This window comes from Streptomyces sp. NPDC041108, assembly GCF_055592645.1.
Map to the genome: position 1 here is coordinate 1,071,467 of NZ_JBVIYK010000001.1, position 16,347 is coordinate 1,087,813.

A 16,347-nucleotide genomic window follows, 5' to 3' on the forward strand; every position below is an offset into this window, starting at 1 on the left:
ACGATGATCGGGTCGTACGTGGCGCTGGGGGACAGCTTCACCGAGGGCGTCGGCGATCCCGGGCCCGACGGGCGGTTCGTCGGCTGGGCCGACCGGTTCGCGGTGCTCCTCGCGGACCGGGTGCCCGAGGGCGACTTCGACTACTCCAACCTGGCCGTGCGGGGAAAGCTCCTCGACCAGATCGTGGCGGACCAGGTGCCGAGGGCACTTGAACTCGCGCCGGATCTCATCTCCTTCTGCGCGGGCGGCAACGACATCATCCGGCCGGGCACCGATCCCGACGAGGTCGCCGAGCGGTTCGAGCGCGCGGTGTCCAGGCTCACGTCGGCGGTCGGCACGGTCATGGTGACCACCGGGTTCGACACACGTGACGTACCCGTGCTGAAGCATCTGCGGGGCAAGATCGCCACGTACAACCTGCATGTGCGGGCCATCGCCGACCGGTACGGGTGTCCGGTGCTGGACCTGTGGTCCCTGAAGACGGTGCAGGACCGCCGGGCCTGGGACCTCGACCGGCTGCACCTGTCGCCGGAGGGGCACACGCGGGTCGCCCTGCGGGCCGGGCAGGTGCTGGGCGTCGACATCCCCGCCGACCCCGACCAGCCGTGGCCCCCGCTGCCGCCGCGCGGCACGCTGGAGATGCGGCGGGACAACATCCAGTGGGCACGGGAGTACCTCGTGCCGTGGATCGGGCGGCGGCTGCGGGGGGAGTCCTCCGGGGACCACGTTTCGGCGAAGGGGCATCTGTCGCCGGACGACATCAGGGTGCGGATCGGGGCGGTGGCCTGAGCGGGTTGCCTCCGGCGGTCGGCCGCATCCGATGCGGGGCCTGTCGCCGGGGGCTGTGCGCGCTGGGGTGTGACGCAGGGGCGTGGGGGTGCGGTCGGTGGGCGGGGCCCCGAGCGTCGTGGTTGCTCGCGTAGTTTCCCGCGCCCCTGGCTGGGTGGGCCCGTCCGTCCGGTGTCGCGCGGGGCGGTGGGGTCAGCGGGTCGCCGCTGTCAGGGATTCGAGGGTCAGGCCCAACTCGTGGGCCAGGGCCTCGTCGGCCCATTCCTGGGCCCGGGTGCGGGAGACGGCGCCGCCGTAGGCCGTCAGCTGGACGGCCAGGCCGTCCAGGAGGGCGGTGAGGCGCAGGGCCGTCGCCGGGGGGTCCGGGCAGCGGAACTCCTCGGCCGCCACGCCCGCCTCGATCACCTCGGTGAGGGCGGCCTTCCACCGGGTGTCCAGTTCGCGGGTGACCTCGCGCAGGGCGGGTTCCCGCAGGGCGGCCGCCCAGCCCTCGATCCACAGCCGCCAGCCCTTGGCCTGGCCGGTGGGCGCGTACCAGCGGACGGCCGCACGGAGCCGGCGCAGCGCCGTGGTGCGACGGCCCAGCAGCTTGCGGAGGTGGGCGAGGTCGTCCTCGGCGGCGTACCGGAACGCCTCGGCCACCAGTCTTTCCTTGGTCGAGAAGTGGTAAAGCACCAGGGCGTTGCTCACCCCGAGGACGGCGGCCACGTCGGCGATCCGCACCGCCGCGACGCCCCGCTCCTCGATCTGCTCGACGGCGGCCCGGAGCAGCTCCGCGCGCCGCTCGGCCACACTCAACCGCACCCTGCCCACACGGCAACCCTACCCAGGCTCGCGGACCGCCGCGGCGTCGCTCAGCGGTGCCGACCGAATCTCTCCGTGATGGCCGGTACCCGGTCGGCGGCGATGGCGTGGGCCGCGGCGCGGGGGGTCGTGCCGTCGGTACCGGCCCGGGTGAGCGTCAGGTCGACGAGGGCGCGCATGGAGCGGCGGACGTGGGCGAACGCCTCGTCGGCGGTGGGGGCGACGTCGCCGAAGAGGGTCCACCACCACCAGGCGTTCGTCCCGGAGTTGACCACGACGTCGGGCAGGACGGTGACCCCCCGGCCGGCGAGCGTCTCCTCGGCCGCCGGCAGGACGGGCATGTTGGCCGCCTCGACGATCAGCCGGGCGGTGACACGGTGCTCGTTGGTGGTGTCGATCGTGTAGGAGACGGCCGCGGGGACCAGTACGTCGGCCTCCGCGGCGAGCCAGGCGTCGGCCGGGCCCTCCCGGTCCTCGGGGCGCAGTGCCGAGCGGTCGACCGTACCGTGCGGGTCGCGGGCGGCGAGCAGCGCCTCGACGTCCAGTCCCGCCGGGTTCGTGATGGTGCCCTTGATGTCGGCCACGGCGACGATCGTGAGCCCGGCGCGGGCGAGGAAGCGGGCGGTGGCCCCGCCCATGGTGCCCAGGCCCTGTACGGCGACCCGCGTCCCGGCGTACGGCGCGGCGGCCCTGTCCAGGGCCGTGAGCACGGACTCGGCGACACCGCAGCCGCCGACCAGCTCGTCGAGGCCGATGCCGTCCACCTGGACCGCGAACGCGTCCGCGAGGCGCCGCCGGGCGGTGGTCTCGTCGTCGAGGAGGGGGTAGACCGCCTGGATAGTCGACACGAGGCCCGCCTCCGCCGCCGCGCGGTCCATGAGGTCCTGGGTGAGCCCGAGGTCCTCACCGGTGGTCCAGAAGTGCTCGATGTACGGGCGCATCGCACGCAGGTAGCGGACCAGGACGCCGTACGCCCCGGGATCCCGGGGGTCGAAGTCGATGCCGCCCTTGGCGCCGCCGAGCGGGACATAGCGGCTCGCGGGGTCGTAGTGCAATGCCTCCTTCATGGTCATGCCACGGGCGAGCCCGGCGACCTCGTCGAGGGTGCAGCCCGGCCGCATCCGCAGACCTCCGCTGGAGACCCCGCGCACCAGCCGGTCCACCACGAGATGGCCCTGTCGGCCCGTGACGTGGTCGGTCCAGGTCAGGGACACGAACGGGGGCGTGGTCATGGGACTCCTCGGGTCGGCCCGGCGCGGCGGGAAATCGGGGGGCGAAGAATGAGGCGGTGGGAACAAAGAGAGCTACTGAACAGTTGATCAGTATTGCACCGTGCGGGGTCGGGTCGGACCCGGCGTTGCCACAGGGGCGGCCCATAATGGGATGCCTGAGCGAATTCACCAGGAGGTGCCGTGTCCGGTTCCGGATCCCGTTCTCTCAGCTCGGGGCTGCGCGCAGCGCGGCCCGCCGCCTTCGGCGCGGACCCGAGCGGTGCCCGAATGGAGCGGATCCGCAGATCCCCGCACTTCGCGAACGGGGTCTTCGTGAATCCCGAGGGCGCCCAGGTCCGTCCTTCCGGAGGCGCCGCCGTCGAGATGGCGAAAAGCTGGTTCCGCAAGGACGAGCGGGTGCGGCGGGCCCCCGCAGGGCTGATCCCCGTGCATGCCACGACCCTCGCCGACCTTGCCTCGCCCCCGGCGAGCGGGCTGCGGATCACATGGATGGGCCATTCGAGCGTGCTCGCCGAGATCGACGGGCACCGGGTGCTCTTCGACCCCGTCTGGGGTGAGCGCTGCTCCCCGTTCGCCTTCGCCGGGCCCCGGCGGCTGCACCCCGTGCCGCTGCCGCTGGCCGCGCTCGGCCCGGTCGACGTCGTGGTCATCTCGCACGACCACTACGACCACCTGGACATGCCCTCGATCAAGGAGCTGGCCGGCACGGACACCGTCTTCGCCGTCCCGCTCGGTGTCGGCGCCCATCTGGAGCACTGGGGCGTCTCCGCCGACCGGATCCGCGAGCTGGACTGGCAGGAGGCGACGAAGGTCGGCGGTCTCACCCTGACGGCCACCCCCGCCCGGCACTTCTGCGGCCGGGGCCTGCGCAACACCCAGCACACGCTGTGGGCCTCCTGGGTCGTCGCCGGTGACGAGCACCGGATCTACCACAGCGGCGACACCGGCTACTTCGGCGGCTTCGCGGACATCGGCGCCGAGCACGGCCCGTTCGACATCACGATGATCCAGGTCGGTGCCTACTCCGAGTTCTGGCCCGACATCCACATGACTCCCGAGGAGGGGCTGCAGACCCATCTCGACCTGCAGGGCGGTGAGCCCGGCGGCGTGATGATGCCGATCCACTGGGCGACGTTCAACCTGGCGATGCACGCCTGGGCCGAGCCGGGCGAGCGCATGATGTGGGCCACGCACGGGGCGGGGGTCACGATGGCCGCGCCGCGGCCGGGGGAGCCGTTCGAGCCGAAGAGCACACCGCCGGTGGACCCGTGGTGGCGTGCCGTGTCCCGGCAGCCGGCCGGCGGCTGGTCCGCCTGGCCGCCCGTGGGGGACCGGCTGGACCTGGTGGCCGAGAGCTGAGAAAACCGCTCGGGAATTCTCCCGACAGGGTGATTTTTCGATCGACGTCGAGGGCCGGGGAGCATTGCGCTCCCCGGCCCTCGACGTCTTTTCGCGACCTGTTCTGAACGGCTCTGATCAGAATTCCAGCACGAAAGGAAAGTCAGAGGAACACGCGTCCGAAAAATAATCGGACTGTCGCACGAGGCCTCATACCAGAGCGGGACGCATTGCGAAGGTCTTTGTCAACTGCGCATCGCACATGACGCGTTGGCGACTACTGTGAGTTGCCGTCGGACGACGCTGGGCCGAATTCTTCGACTCTCACGACCGACACGCGATGGCGCACGCCCACGCCGCCCAGACGCGGCAATCCCCCCACGCTCCAGACGGACCAGTACGAGGACGCTGATGTCTCACCTTCGCGCACCGGCCGCCCGCGCAGACCGCCGTGAAGGCGGGCGGCACGGGCGATCGGCCACCCGCGCCGTCCCCTCGCTGCCCGAGATCCACATACGGCCACAGCTGATGCGCCTCGCGGTCCTGCCCCCCACCGCGGTCGCCCTCAGCGCCTGTGCCGCCGTCCTCTTCACCTTCCGCGCCGGCGGCGCCCGCCCCAGCCTCACCCTCTGGGCGGTCCTCGCCGGAACCGCCGCGGTGGCCCTCGCCGGCATCGCGATCGGCGCCGTGGCCGCCGGCCGCACCGCCCGCTCCGTGCGGGACCGCCTCGGCGCCCTGCGGCAGGTCAGCGGCAGGAGCGAGGACGACCTGCGCGCCCTCGTCGACGCGCTCCGGCGCGGTGACCAGCCGCCCACGCGCGGGCCGCACGCCAAGCCGGCCGCGGACGCCGACGACTTCGAACTGCTCGCCGCCGATCTGACCCGGGCCCACGACAGCGCCGTCACCGCCGTCGTCCAGGCCTCCCAGCTCTCCAGCCACGCGGGCAGCGAACAGAAGCTCGAAGTCTTCGTGAACCTGGCACGCCGGCTGCAGTCCCTGGTCCAGCGCGAGATCACCATCCTGGACGACCTGGAGAACGAGATCGAGGACCCTGATCTCCTCAAGGGCCTCTTCCACGTCGACCACCTCGCCACCCGGATCCGCCGCCACGCCGAGAACCTCGCCGTCCTCGGCGGCGCCGTCTCCCGCCGCCAGTGGAGCAACCCCGTCTCCATGACCGAGGTACTGCGCTCCGCCATCGCCGAGGTCGAGCAGTACTCCCGGGTCAAGCTGGTGCCCCCGGCCGACGGCACCCTGCGCGGGCACGCCGTGGCCGACGTCATCCACCTCCTCGCCGAACTCGTCGAGAACGCCACGGTGTTCTCCGCCCCGCACACCCAGGTCCTGCTCCGCGCCAACCTCGTCACCTCCGGACTGGCGGTCGAGGTCGAGGACCGGGGGCTCGGCATGCCCGTCACCGAGCAGAACAAGATGAACGCCCTGCTCGCCGACCCCGACCAGGTCAACGTCGCCAGCCTCCTCCAGGACGGTCGCATCGGCCTGTTCGTGGTCTCCCAGCTGGCCCGCCGCCACGGCATCCAGGTCCGGCTGCAGAGCAACATCTACGGCGGTGTCCAGGCCGCGTTCGTCGTCCCGCAGGGCCTCCTCGGCAACGAGCCGGGCGACCTGCCGCACACCCGGACCCAGACCCACCCGGAGCCCCAGTCCCACACCGGGCAGAGCACCGCCGTACGCCACCCCGACAAGCCCCGCCACGTCCAGGCCGCCCCACCCCAGCGGTCGTCCGGGTCCGGCCCGGCCGACCGCCCGGCGGCCGACCGGCCGGGCCGCACCGGCACCGGCCGGCCCGCGCCCGCAGAGCCCGCCCGTCCGGCGGGCGCCCGCCCCGAGCCCGGCCCCCGTTCCGCCCCGAGCCCGGCGCGTGCCTCCGTGCCCCGGCAGCAGGGTCCGGAGCGGGCCGGCGGCCAGCAGGTGCCCGGCCGGGGCAGCGGCCCGGTCCCGCTGCCCGTGCGGAGGGCCCGGGACGCGCGCCCCAACCCCGCCGAGGCGATGCCCGGCATCCGCCCCGACGACCGGCGGGCCGTCGACGAGAACGCCGGGGCACCCCCCACCCCCCGCGTCGGCGGTGCCGTACGCGGCACCATGGGCAAGCCCCAACTGCCCCGCCGCCGGGCCCAGCAGCACATCGTGCCGCAGCTCCGCGGCGGCCCCGCGCCCACGCCCTCGCGGGACCCCGATCACTACGTCGGCCACGACCCCGGGCTGATGGCCGCCTTCCAGCGCGGCATCGGGCTCGCCGAGGCCCGTCAGACGGAGAACTCCGACTGGGACACCTCCACGCTGGACACGACCGCCGCGGACCTCGCACCCCCCGCCCCCGACGCCGCCTCCCGCATCGACACGGGACAGCTGACGACCGGACAGTTGACGACCGGCCGGCCGACGGCAGGGCAGCCGACGACAGGTCTGCCGACGACCGGCCTGCCGGTCACGGGGCAGCCGACCACTGCCCACCAGAACACGGGCCTTGCCGCGGGCTCCTCGGCCCCGCCGGCCCACGGCGGTCCGGGCGGCACGGGCGCGCCGCACCGGGAGCCGGCCCCGAGGGACGTCCTCCGCCAGGACACCGCCCGGCCCTCGGGCGGACACCCCTCAGGCGCCGCCCCCATAGCCGTACCGCCGTCGGCCCTCGACGCGGCACACGACCGCACGTCCCGGCAGGACGGGAGCGCACCGGCCGGATGACCAGCCCCCTCACCACCCCCACCACGGTCCCCACCCCCTCCGCTCCCGCAGACCAACGCACCCCAAGGAGTCGATCCACCATGGCGAGCGATGCGCCGACCGGCCAGGTATCCGATCTCGACTGGCTGATGAGCGGCCTCGTCCAGCGCGTGCCGCACACCAGGAGCGCGGTGCTGCTCTCCTGCGACGGGCTCGTGAAGTCGGTCCACGGCCTCGATCCGGACAGCGCCGACCACATGGCCGCCCTGGCCTCCGGCCTGTACTCCCTCGGACGCAGCGCGGGAGTCCGCTTCGGCGACGGCGGCGACGTCCGCCAGGTCGTCGTCGAACTCGACTCGACCCTGCTGTTCGTCTCCACCGCGGGCTCCGGCACCTGCCTCGCCGTGCTCGCCGGGCGCGAGACCGACGCCGCCGTGCTCGGCTACGAGATGGCGATGCTCGTCAAGAGCGTCCGCCCGTACCTGGTCACCCATCCGCGTCAGGCCGTCCAACCCACCGCGATGAGGCCTTGAACGTGTCCGAGTCCGGCGACGGACCTCTGTACGACGACGCCGCCGGGCGTCTGGTTCGCCCCTTCACCGTCATCAACGGCCGGACCCGGCCGACCACCGCGCTCGATCTCCTCTCCCAGGTGATGGCCACCGGGGCGACCCCCCTCGGCTATCTGGGCCCCGAGCACGCGACCGCACTCGACCTGTGCCGGGCACCCGTCTCGGTCGCCGAGGTCGCCGCTCACCTCAAGCTGCCGGCGGCGGTCACCAAGGTGCTGCTGTCCGACCTCGTCGACTGCGGGGCCCTCACCACCAAGCCCCCGGTTTTCCACCACAACCCGACAGACCGGTCTCTTCTGGAGGCAGTGCTCGATGGACTACGACGACAGCTCTGACCCCTTTCCCACCGCACTGAAGATCTTGGTGGCGGGAGGGTTCGGGGTCGGCAAGACGACCTTCGTCGGCGCGGTGAGCGAGATCGCGCCGCTGAGCACGGAGGAACTGCTCACCACGGTGAGCGCCGCCACCGACAATCTCGACGGCATCGAGAACAAGGTCGAGACGACCGTCGCGATGGACTTCGGCCGCATCACCCTGGATCCGCGCCATGTGCTCTATCTCTTCGGCACCCCCGGGCAGCAGCGGTTCTGGTTCATGTGGGACGAACTCTCCGAGGGCGCCCTCGGTGCGGTCATCCTCGCCGACACCCGCCGTCTGGAGGACTGCTTCGCCGCCGTCGACTTCTTCGAGCAGCGCGGCCTCGGCTTCATCGTCGCCATCAACGAGTTCGACGGCTCCCACCGCTACGACGCCGAAGAGGTGCGCGCCGCCCTCGACCTCGACCCGGAGATCCCCGTCGTCTGCTGCGACGCGCGTATCTCCAGCTCGGGCGTCCAGACCCTGCTCACCCTCGTCCGGCACCTCCTCGCCCACACGCCGACGCAGCTCCCGAGCCACGGAGCCCACACGTGACGTACGACCCGCCGCGTCCGGCCGGCCGGCTGCTGCTCACCCCGGAGGACCCCGACGCCCCCGAGCGGGTGCGGCGGCTGCGGCACCTGGGGCTCGGTGCGTACGCCGAACCTGCCTTCGACGCCTTCGCGGACCGGCTCGCCGAGGTCGCCGCGGTGCCCTACGCGATGGTCAACTTCATCGACGAGAACCGGCAGTTCTTCGCCGGTCTGCATGTGTCGGCGCGGCCCACGGCGGACACCTCCCTGTTCGGGGTGGACCGGAGTCCGGCCCGTGACCACGGCTTCTGCCCCTACGTGGTGGTCCGCCGCAAAGGGCTCGTCCTCGAAGACGTGGTGGAGTACCCCAGGTTCGCCGGGAACCCCGTCGTCGACGACCACGGCATCCGCTCCTACCTCGGCGCCCCGCTGCTCGACCGCTCGGGCATCGCCCTCGGCACGGTCTGCGTCCTCGACGTCCAGCCGCGGCCGTGGGGCAGGGCCGGCCTGGAGACCATCAAGTCGATGGCCGCGGAACTGGCCGCCCGGATCGAGGGGCGGGAGGCGTACCCGTGACCGGGGGAGCGGGTGGCACTTCATGGCGGATGACGTCCCGGAGGGGTGTGAAGGAAAGCTGCGGCGGTGGTTAAGAAAACCTCGATGGACCCGGGGCACCGAGGTACGGCAGATTGATCGGCGATCCCACCCCTCTCCCCGGTACGGGCCTGTTCGTCATGCCCGGCGCCGGGGCGCACCCCCAGGAGCCGTGACGTGAAGGCGCTGGTCAAGGAGAAGGCGGAGCCCGGTCTGTGGCTCGTCGACGTCCCCGAGCCCGAGATCGGCCCCGGCGACGTACTGATCAAGGTCCTGCGGACCGGTATCTGCGGCACCGACCTGCACATCCGGGCCTGGGACGGCTGGGCCCGGCAGACCATCCGCACACCGCTCGTGGCCGGCCACGAGTTCGTCGGCGAGGTCGTGGAGACCGGCAGTGCCGTCACCGAGGTCCAGGTCGGCGACCGGGTCAGCGGCGAGGGCCACCTGGTGTGCGGCAAGTGCCGGAACTGTCTCGCCGGCCGCCGCCACCTGTGCCGTGCCACCATCGGTCTCGGGGTGGGCCGCGACGGCGCCTTCGCCGAGTACGTCGCGCTGCCCGCGACCAACGTCTGGGTGCACCGCGTCCCCGTCGACCTGGACGTCGCGGCCGTCTTCGACCCGTTCGGCAACGCCGTGCACACCGCCCTGTCCTTCCCGCTGGTCGGCGAGGACGTCCTGATCACCGGCGCCGGGCCCATCGGCCTGATGGCGGCGGCGGTGGCCAGGCACGCGGGCGCCCGCAACGTCGTGATCACCGACGTCAGCGAGGAACGTCTCGAACTGGCCCGCAAGATGGGCGTCAGCCTGGCGCTGAACGTGTCGGAGGCGGAGATCGCCGACGGACAGCGGGCGCTGGGGCTGCGGGAGGGCTTCGACGTCGGCCTGGAGATGTCCGGACGCCCCGAGGCCATGCGCGACATGATCGCCAACATGACGCACGGCGGCAGGATCGCCGTACTGGGCCTGCCGACCGAGGAGTTCGCGGTCGACTGGGCCCGGATCGTCACCTCGATGATCACGATCAAGGGCATCTACGGCCGGGAGATGTTCGAGACCTGGTACGCGATGTCGGTCCTCCTGGAGGGGGGACTCGACCTCGCTCCCGTGATCACCGGCCGCTACGGTCACCGCGACTTCGAGGCGGCCTTCGCCGACGCGGCGAGCGGCCGGGGCGGCAAGGTCATCCTCGACTGGACTGTCTGAATCTCGGCCCGGTCGGCCTCCGTGGCGCCCGAGCCGGTGCCGAGAGGCCGATCGTGCTCGCCCCTCCTTCGCCTGGCCTGCGCGTGTTCGACCTCTCGACACCGGCGCGCCCCTTCGGCTCACCCGCTCTTCGTCGCACCCTAGGAGCCCCCAGATGTTCGACTCGGTCCGTGACGACCTCCGCACCACCCTCGACGAGATCCGCGCCGCCGGCCTGCACAAGCCCGAGCGGGTCATCGGCACCCCGCAGTCGGCGACCGTCGCTGTCACCGCCGGCGGCCGGCCCGGCGAGGTGCTCAACTTCTGCGCGAACAACTACCTCGGTCTCGCCGACCACCCCGAGGTGATCTCCGCCGCCCACGAGGCCCTCGACCGCTGGGGCTACGGCATGGCCTCCGTCCGCTTCATCTGCGGCACCCAGGAGGTGCACAAGGAACTGGAGGCGCGGCTGTCGGCGTTCCTCGGCCAGGAGGACACGATCCTCTACTCCTCCTGCTTCGACGCCAACGGCGGCGTCTTCGAGACCCTGCTCGGCCCCGAGGACGCGGTGATCTCCGACGCCCTCAACCACGCCTCGATCATCGACGGCATCCGCCTCTCCAAGGCCCGCCGCTTCCGGTACGCCAACCGTGATCTCGCCGACCTGGAACGGCAGTTGAAGGAGGCCACGGAGGGCGGCGCCCGCCGGAAGCTGATCGTCACCGACGGCGTGTTCTCCATGGACGGCTATGTGGCCCCGCTCCGTGAGATCTGCGACCTCGCCGACCGCCACGACGCCATGGTCATGGTCGACGACTCGCACGCCGTCGGCTTCACCGGCCCCGGCGGCCGCGGCACCCCCGAGCTGCACGGCGTCATGGACCGCGTCGACATCGTCACCGGCACCCTCGGCAAGGCCCTCGGCGGCGCCTCCGGCGGATACGTCGCCGCCCGCGCCGAGATCGTCGCCCTGCTGCGCCAGCGCTCCCGCCCGTACCTCTTCTCGAACACGCTCGCCCCGGTGATCGCGGCGGCCTCCCTGAAGGTCCTCGACCTCCTGGAGTCGGCCGACGACCTGCGCGTCCGCCTCGCCGAGAACACCGCACTGTTCCGGAGCCGGATGACCGAGGAGGGCTTCGACATCCTGCCCGGCGACCACCCCATCGCCCCCGTCATGATCGGGGACGCCTCGAAGGCGGGCCGCCTGGCCGAGCTGCTCCTGGAGCGTGGCGTCTACGTGATCGGCTTCTCCTACCCGGTCGTTCCGCAGGGCCAGGCCCGGATCCGCGTCCAGCTCTCCGCCGCGCACTCGACGGCGGACGTCCACCGCGCGGTCGACGCGTTCGTGGCGGCGCGGGCCGAGCTGGAGGCCTGAGCCGCACCCCCGGGACGGCGGACCGGGCGGACCGGTTCTGGGGGAAAGCGCGCATTTGAGAGAATCGGTCTCATGATCGAAGCGCGGCGGCTCCACATCCTTCGTGCGGTGGCCGACCACCGCACGGTGACGGCGGCTGCCGCCGCGCTCTATCTCACCCCGTCCGCCGTCTCCCAGCAGCTGACGGCCCTGGAACAGGAGACGGGACACCGCCTGGTCGAGCGCGGTGCGAAGGGCGTCCGGCTCACCCCGGCCGGCGAGATCCTGCTCGGCCACACCCACGCGGTCCTCGCCCAGCTGGAGCAGGCGGCGGCGGAACTGGCCGCGTACAGCTCGGGCGCGGCCGGCACCGTCACGGTCGCCGCCTTCGCCACCGGGATCGCCCAGGTCGTCGCACCCGCGCTGGCCCGCCTCGCGCTGTCCGCACCCGGCATCCGGCTGCGCGTCCAGGACGCCGAGGGCGACGCGAGCCTGCCGATGGTCCTGGACCGGCAGGTCGACATCGCCGTCGCCGTCGAGTACCGGGGCGCCCCGGCCGCCGACGACCCCCGCCTCACCCACGTCCCGCTGTACGCCGAGCCCTTCGACGCGGTCGTGCCCCTCGGCCACCGCCTCGCCGACACGGCCGAGGTGCCGCTCGCCGAACTGGCCAAGGACCCCTGGATCGGCCCCTACCCCGGCAATCCCTGCCATGACGTCGTGGTCCTGGCCTGCGAGAACGCCGGCTTCCAGCCCCGCCTCGAACACTCCTCCGACGACTTCCGTGCCGTCGTCGCCCTCGCCTCCGCCGACGCGGGCGTCGCCCTCGTGCCCCGTTCGGCGCTGCGCGGCACGGACCTCACGGGCGTGGTCGTCCGCCCGGTCGACGGGGTTGCCCCCACGCGCCGTGTCTTCGCCGCCGTACGCCGTGGCGCGGAGGGCCACCCGCTGATCCGGCCGGTGCTGGAGGCGCTGGGGGAGGCGGCGGGGTGAGAGGGGTGTGAGTGTCAGTGGTGGCCGCTACGGTGCGTCCCATGCCGGATGCCGAAGACGTACGACGTACCGCCCTCTCCCTGCCCGACACCACGGAGAAGGTCGCCTGGAACATGCCCACCTTCAGGGTGGCGGGAAAGATGTTCGCGACACTGCCGGAGGACGAGACGTCCATGGCCGTGCGCTGCCCGAAGGAGGAGCGGGACGAACTGGTGCTCGCCGAGCCCGGCAAGTTCTGGATCGCCGACCACGAGGCGGGCTTCGCCTGGGTGAGGGTGCGGCTCTCCGCCCTGGAGGACGAGCCGGAGCTGCGCGACATCCTCGCCGACTCCTGGCGCCAGGCGGCCCCGGCCGGACTGCTCGACGCCCACCCCGAGTTGGGCCGCCCGGCAGCTTGACTGACGCGGCCCGACGCTCCGGCAGGGCCGGACCCGGTGCCGTCCGTGCCCGGTCCGCCGCCGGTCCGGGCGGCGCCGGAGCGTCGCGCCGCGACAAAACGGGTGCGCGACCACAGGGCCGAGTGCGGTATTGTTTGCGTGCGCGTTCAGCCAGGGGAAACCCCAGGTCAGACGGGCAACGGGACGTGGCGCAGCTTGGTAGCGCACTTGACTGGGGGTCAAGGGGTCGCAGGTTCAAATCCTGTCGTCCCGACTCGAAGGAGTCGCAGATCAGGGTCGTTTCGGAGCAATCCGGAACGACCTTTTTCGTGCGCCTCGACCCTCACCGAGAGTGACGGATCGTCGCCCGGTGTGATCCTCCGGAAGGCCGTCCCGGAGCGACGGGACCGGCACCTGAGAGCGCGCCCCGGTGCGCGTACGTCGTGTGACCGCGGTGTGTACATCTCGTGATTGCCTCAACTCCCTGGATCGGCCATTGTGTTGCCCTGGTAGTGAAAGCCCTGCGCAGTAGAGGGAGAACGTGTCGCTCCGGATACATTTCACCGAATTGGACATCGCGAGAACGCGCGTGGCGACACGGGTCGACCCTCTGTGGGAGCTCGCGGCGAGCCTCCATCGTCTGCAGTCGCGCCGAGGCCGCTGGGCCTACGCCGAGTGGTACCGCGCGGCCCGGGTGGCGATGCGCGAACGGGGCCTGGAGCGGGTCCTGCGCACCACCTTGCTGCCGCTGTACCCGAGGGCGGCCTACTTCCCCGACTTCCTCACACCCCCGCAGACGCTCGGCGACCTCGACGGCGGGCTCGACGAACTCCTCGCCACCCCGCCGAGCCGCGTCGGCGAGGAGATCGCACTGCTCGACGAGGCCGTGGGCGCCCCCTCCTGGGCACCCCGGCTCGCGGAGCCGGCGGAGCGGGAGGCGCTGGTCAAGGTGTTACGCGTCTACTACGGCGCCGTCGTTGCCCCCTACCAGGACCGGATGGCGGCCCGGGTCGAGGCGGAGCGCTCGGCGCGCTGCCGCGGAATCATGGACGGGGGCATCGAGGGCATGCTCGCCGGGCTCGGTCCCACCATGCGCTGGCGGCACCCCGTGCTGCACGTGCGCTATCCCGCGCTGGAACGGGACCTGTACCTCAACGGGCGGGGCATCACCCTCGTGCCCTCCTACTTCTGCTGGGACGCGCCGGTCAGCCTCGCCGACCCGGAGCTGCCGCCCGTCCTGTACTACCCGCTGCTCCACGAACAACCGGAACCCACCGGGCTGCTGGGAGACGCCCTCGCCGAACGGCCGCTGACGGACCTGCTGGGGCGGGCGCGCGCCGCCGCGTTCCACGCCACGGCCGCCGGAGCCACGACCGGCGAGATCGCGCGGGCCGCCGACGTGTCCGCGTCGTCCGCCAGCAGGCACGCGACCGCGCTGCGCAACGCCGGGCTGATCACCACCACCCGGCAGGGCGCGACGGTGCTGCACACCCTCACCCCGCTCGGCGCGACCCTGCTCCGTGCCGCGACCCGCACCCCGGCTTCCCGCACGTCCGCTCCCCACCCCTCGATTCCCCACCCCTCGGCTCCGCACGCGGCGACTCCCCACGCGGAGCCGGCCCTGCCCTGACCGGCGCCCCCCACGTGCCCGACCGCGCATCGACGCGCCTCCTTCCGCGCACCGGCATCTCCCCGCCGACCTGCGCTTTTGCGCTGAGACGCAAAGGCATGGCCCGGGACCGGGGCACAGGGAATCGTAGGCACCACGCCCCACAGGGGCACCGTCCGAAGCGGCCGTACCGGAGGGGGACCGGCACATGAAGCGAGCGTTCGTCCTCGCCTGCGTGACTGCGGCGCTCGTCGCCGCCACGGCGGCCGGCTGCACCACCGGTGAGCGGCACGACAGCTCCCGGACCGCAGCGGCCGGCGCGGCGGCGGATGCCGGGGGCGAAAGCCGCGAACTCACCGACGCCGAACAGATCCTCGTCGAGCGCGCCGAAGCACGGCTGGTCAAGACGTGCATGGAGGGCAAGGGCTTCAAGTACTGGGCGCGCTCGGTGCTGACGGTCGACGACCTCAAGGGCGGCGGATACGTGCTCACCGACCTCGCCTGGGCCAGGAAGCACGGCTACGGCAGCCGGCTCGCGGACAGGCTGCAGACCGTACAGAGCACCGACCCGAACCACGTCTACGCCGAAGGTCTCTCCCGGCAGGAGCGCCTCCGCTACAGCCAGGCCCTCGACGGAGGCACGGCGGACGGGATGCTCACCGCCTCGCTGCCCGCCGGCGGCACCGTCCGCACACCGCGGCACAGCTGCCAGACCGAAGCCAAGGAGAAGCTCTACGGGGACTTCGAGACCTGGTTCCGGGTGGAGAAGACCGCCACGAACCTGTCCCCCCTGTACGTGCCCGCCCTCCTCGCGGACAGCCGTTTCCGGCGCGCGGTCGCGCAGTGGTCCAGCTGTATGCGCCGAGCCGGGCACGACTACGCCGACCCGCCCGCCGCCCGCCGCGCGCTCCCCTCACTCACCAAGGGGTTGTCGTCCGAGCGGGCCCACGCGGCCGAGGTCGAACTGGCGGTCGCGGAGGTGACCTGCGCGACCGGGACACCGCTCGCCGAGACCGCGCGTGCGCTCGACACCGAGTACCGCGACAAGCGGCTCGGCCGGTACGCCGACGACATCGCCACCCACCGGCGCATGGCGCTCGCCGCGCTGGACCGGGCCGAGGACATCACCGGATCCACCGCCTGACACCCGGGCGACCGACCCCACACACGTCCGCGGCCGCACGGCCGCGGAGCACCCCCAGCACATCTGCCGAACAAGGAGTGATCCCTCATGCGCAAGACCCTGGCCGTAGCCGCCACGCTGGGCCTCGCGGGCCTCGCGGTGATCGTACCGACGAGCGGCGCCCAGGCCGCAGCCCCGTGCGACAACGCCTGGAACAGCGCCAACTCCGGCTTCTTCTACGCCTACTCGGGCGACAACTGCAGCGGCTACCTCGGCAGCGCCGACGGCTCCGACTCCAACTGGGGCAACGACCAGGGCGCGTTCCAGGGCGACGACACCAACAACGCGGAGTCCATCCTGCACAAGGGGACCTCCGGGCTCGCCGTGCAGGTCTTCAACGGCACCGGGACGGACTGGGCCGGCGGCCACACCTGCATCAAGAAGTCCGAGCTGTACATGAGCAGCCTCAACGGCTTCTCGTTCACCAGCGGTTACGACGTGGACAACGAGATCAGCTCCCACCGCTGGGTCGCCAACGCCGACTGCGGGAAGTTCCTGGACTCCTGACCATCCGGTAGCACCGCACCACGACTCCGTCCCGTGGCCCACCACACTCCTGGTGGGCCACGGGTGTGTCCGGGTCCGGAGGCAGGCGCACGGGGGTGATTCGGGGGGTGTCGGGGGTGCCCGGTGGACTGCGGGGAGCACCGGTCGCTTTGATGGGGGCGCGGGGTGATCCGTGCCGTCACGGGTCGAGGACCGCGAGCCGACGACACCCGACACGCGCCGGAGATGAACTGCC

16 protein-coding genes and 1 tRNA gene are annotated in these 16,347 nt (G+C 72.4%); 15 read left to right on the forward strand and 2 right to left on the reverse strand.

Annotation, left to right across the window (positions count from 1 at the left end; translation table 11 throughout):
* Nucleotides 1–3 precede the first annotated feature (3 nt).
* Nucleotides 4–789 carry an SGNH/GDSL hydrolase family protein gene (locus ACZ6BB_RS04545; protein WP_471613828.1) on the forward strand — a complete coding sequence of 262 codons (786 nt, stop codon included), beginning with the start codon at nt 4–6 and terminating at the stop codon, nt 787–789.
* 192 nt (nt 790–981) lie between these two features.
* On the opposite strand, the gene ACZ6BB_RS04550 is transcribed toward ACZ6BB_RS04545, so the two are convergent.
* Complete coding sequence (locus ACZ6BB_RS04550; RefSeq protein ID WP_471613829.1) at nt 982–1,602, reverse strand: TetR/AcrR family transcriptional regulator; 621 nt, start codon at nt 1,600–1,602, stop codon at nt 982–984.
* A gap of 41 nt (nt 1,603–1,643) precedes the next feature.
* Nucleotides 1,644–2,825 carry a Glu/Leu/Phe/Val dehydrogenase dimerization domain-containing protein gene (locus tag ACZ6BB_RS04555; RefSeq protein WP_471613830.1) on the reverse strand — a complete coding sequence of 394 codons (1,182 nt, stop codon included), beginning with the start codon at nt 2,823–2,825 and terminating at the stop codon, nt 1,644–1,646.
* Between the two features lie 180 nt (nt 2,826–3,005).
* On the opposite strand from ACZ6BB_RS04555, the gene ACZ6BB_RS04560 reads away from it, so the two are divergent.
* The 14 genes from ACZ6BB_RS04560 to ACZ6BB_RS04625 all read left to right on the forward strand — a co-directional run bounded on the left by ACZ6BB_RS04560 (nt 3,006) and on the right by ACZ6BB_RS04625 (nt 16,112).
* Complete coding sequence (locus ACZ6BB_RS04560; RefSeq protein WP_471613831.1) at nt 3,006–4,184, forward strand: MBL fold metallo-hydrolase; 1,179 nt, start codon at nt 3,006–3,008, stop codon at nt 4,182–4,184.
* A gap of 390 nt (nt 4,185–4,574) precedes the next feature.
* Nucleotides 4,575–6,869, forward strand: coding sequence for a sensor histidine kinase (locus tag ACZ6BB_RS04565; protein WP_471613832.1), 2,295 nt, complete (start codon nt 4,575–4,577; stop codon nt 6,867–6,869).
* An 80-nt stretch (nt 6,870–6,949) separates the two neighbouring features.
* Nucleotides 6,950–7,381: a roadblock/LC7 domain-containing protein gene (locus ACZ6BB_RS04570; RefSeq protein WP_275455118.1), complete on the forward strand. Its 432-nt coding sequence runs from the start codon at nt 6,950–6,952 to the stop codon at nt 7,379–7,381.
* A 2-nt stretch (nt 7,382–7,383) separates the two neighbouring features.
* Complete coding sequence (locus tag ACZ6BB_RS04575; RefSeq protein ID WP_012999161.1) at nt 7,384–7,755, forward strand: DUF742 domain-containing protein; 372 nt, start codon at nt 7,384–7,386, stop codon at nt 7,753–7,755.
* A complete protein-coding gene (locus tag ACZ6BB_RS04580; RefSeq protein WP_471613833.1) occupies nt 7,733–8,332 on the forward strand; it encodes a GTP-binding protein in 600 nt (199 codons plus the stop codon). Before ACZ6BB_RS04575 ends, ACZ6BB_RS04580 begins: the two co-directional genes overlap by 23 nt.
* Nucleotides 8,329–8,886, forward strand: a complete 558-nt coding sequence (locus ACZ6BB_RS04585; RefSeq protein WP_471613834.1) for a GAF domain-containing protein — start codon at nt 8,329–8,331, stop codon at nt 8,884–8,886. Before ACZ6BB_RS04580 ends, ACZ6BB_RS04585 begins: the two co-directional genes overlap by 4 nt.
* Nucleotides 8,887–9,081: 195 nt before the next feature.
* Nucleotides 9,082–10,110, forward strand: coding sequence for an L-threonine 3-dehydrogenase (gene tdh / locus ACZ6BB_RS04590; RefSeq protein ID WP_471613835.1), 1,029 nt, complete (start codon nt 9,082–9,084; stop codon nt 10,108–10,110).
* A 154-nt stretch (nt 10,111–10,264) separates the two neighbouring features.
* Complete coding sequence (locus ACZ6BB_RS04595) at nt 10,265–11,464, forward strand: glycine C-acetyltransferase (protein ID WP_471613836.1); 1,200 nt, start codon at nt 10,265–10,267, stop codon at nt 11,462–11,464.
* Between the two features lie 72 nt (nt 11,465–11,536).
* The gene (locus ACZ6BB_RS04600; protein WP_471613837.1) at nt 11,537–12,436 is read left to right on the forward strand and encodes a LysR family transcriptional regulator; all 900 of its coding nucleotides are present in this window, start codon (nt 11,537–11,539) and stop codon (nt 12,434–12,436) included.
* 41 nt (nt 12,437–12,477) lie between these two features.
* Nucleotides 12,478–12,834: an MmcQ/YjbR family DNA-binding protein gene (locus ACZ6BB_RS04605; RefSeq protein WP_471613838.1), complete on the forward strand. Its 357-nt coding sequence runs from the start codon at nt 12,478–12,480 to the stop codon at nt 12,832–12,834.
* Nucleotides 12,835–13,013: 179 nt separating this feature from the next.
* Nucleotides 13,014–13,087: transfer RNA gene (locus tag ACZ6BB_RS04610), tRNA-Pro, on the forward strand.
* A 294-nt stretch (nt 13,088–13,381) separates the two neighbouring features.
* On the forward strand, nt 13,382–14,443 hold the full coding sequence (locus tag ACZ6BB_RS04615) for an ArsR family transcriptional regulator (protein WP_471613839.1): 1,062 nt from the start codon (nt 13,382–13,384) through the stop codon (nt 14,441–14,443).
* Between the two features lie 187 nt (nt 14,444–14,630).
* Nucleotides 14,631–15,566, forward strand: coding sequence for a hypothetical protein (locus tag ACZ6BB_RS04620; protein WP_471613840.1), 936 nt, complete (start codon nt 14,631–14,633; stop codon nt 15,564–15,566).
* An 87-nt stretch (nt 15,567–15,653) separates the two neighbouring features.
* The gene (locus ACZ6BB_RS04625) at nt 15,654–16,112 is read left to right on the forward strand and encodes a hypothetical protein (protein WP_471613841.1); all 459 of its coding nucleotides are present in this window, start codon (nt 15,654–15,656) and stop codon (nt 16,110–16,112) included.
* Nucleotides 16,113–16,347 lie beyond the last annotated feature (235 nt).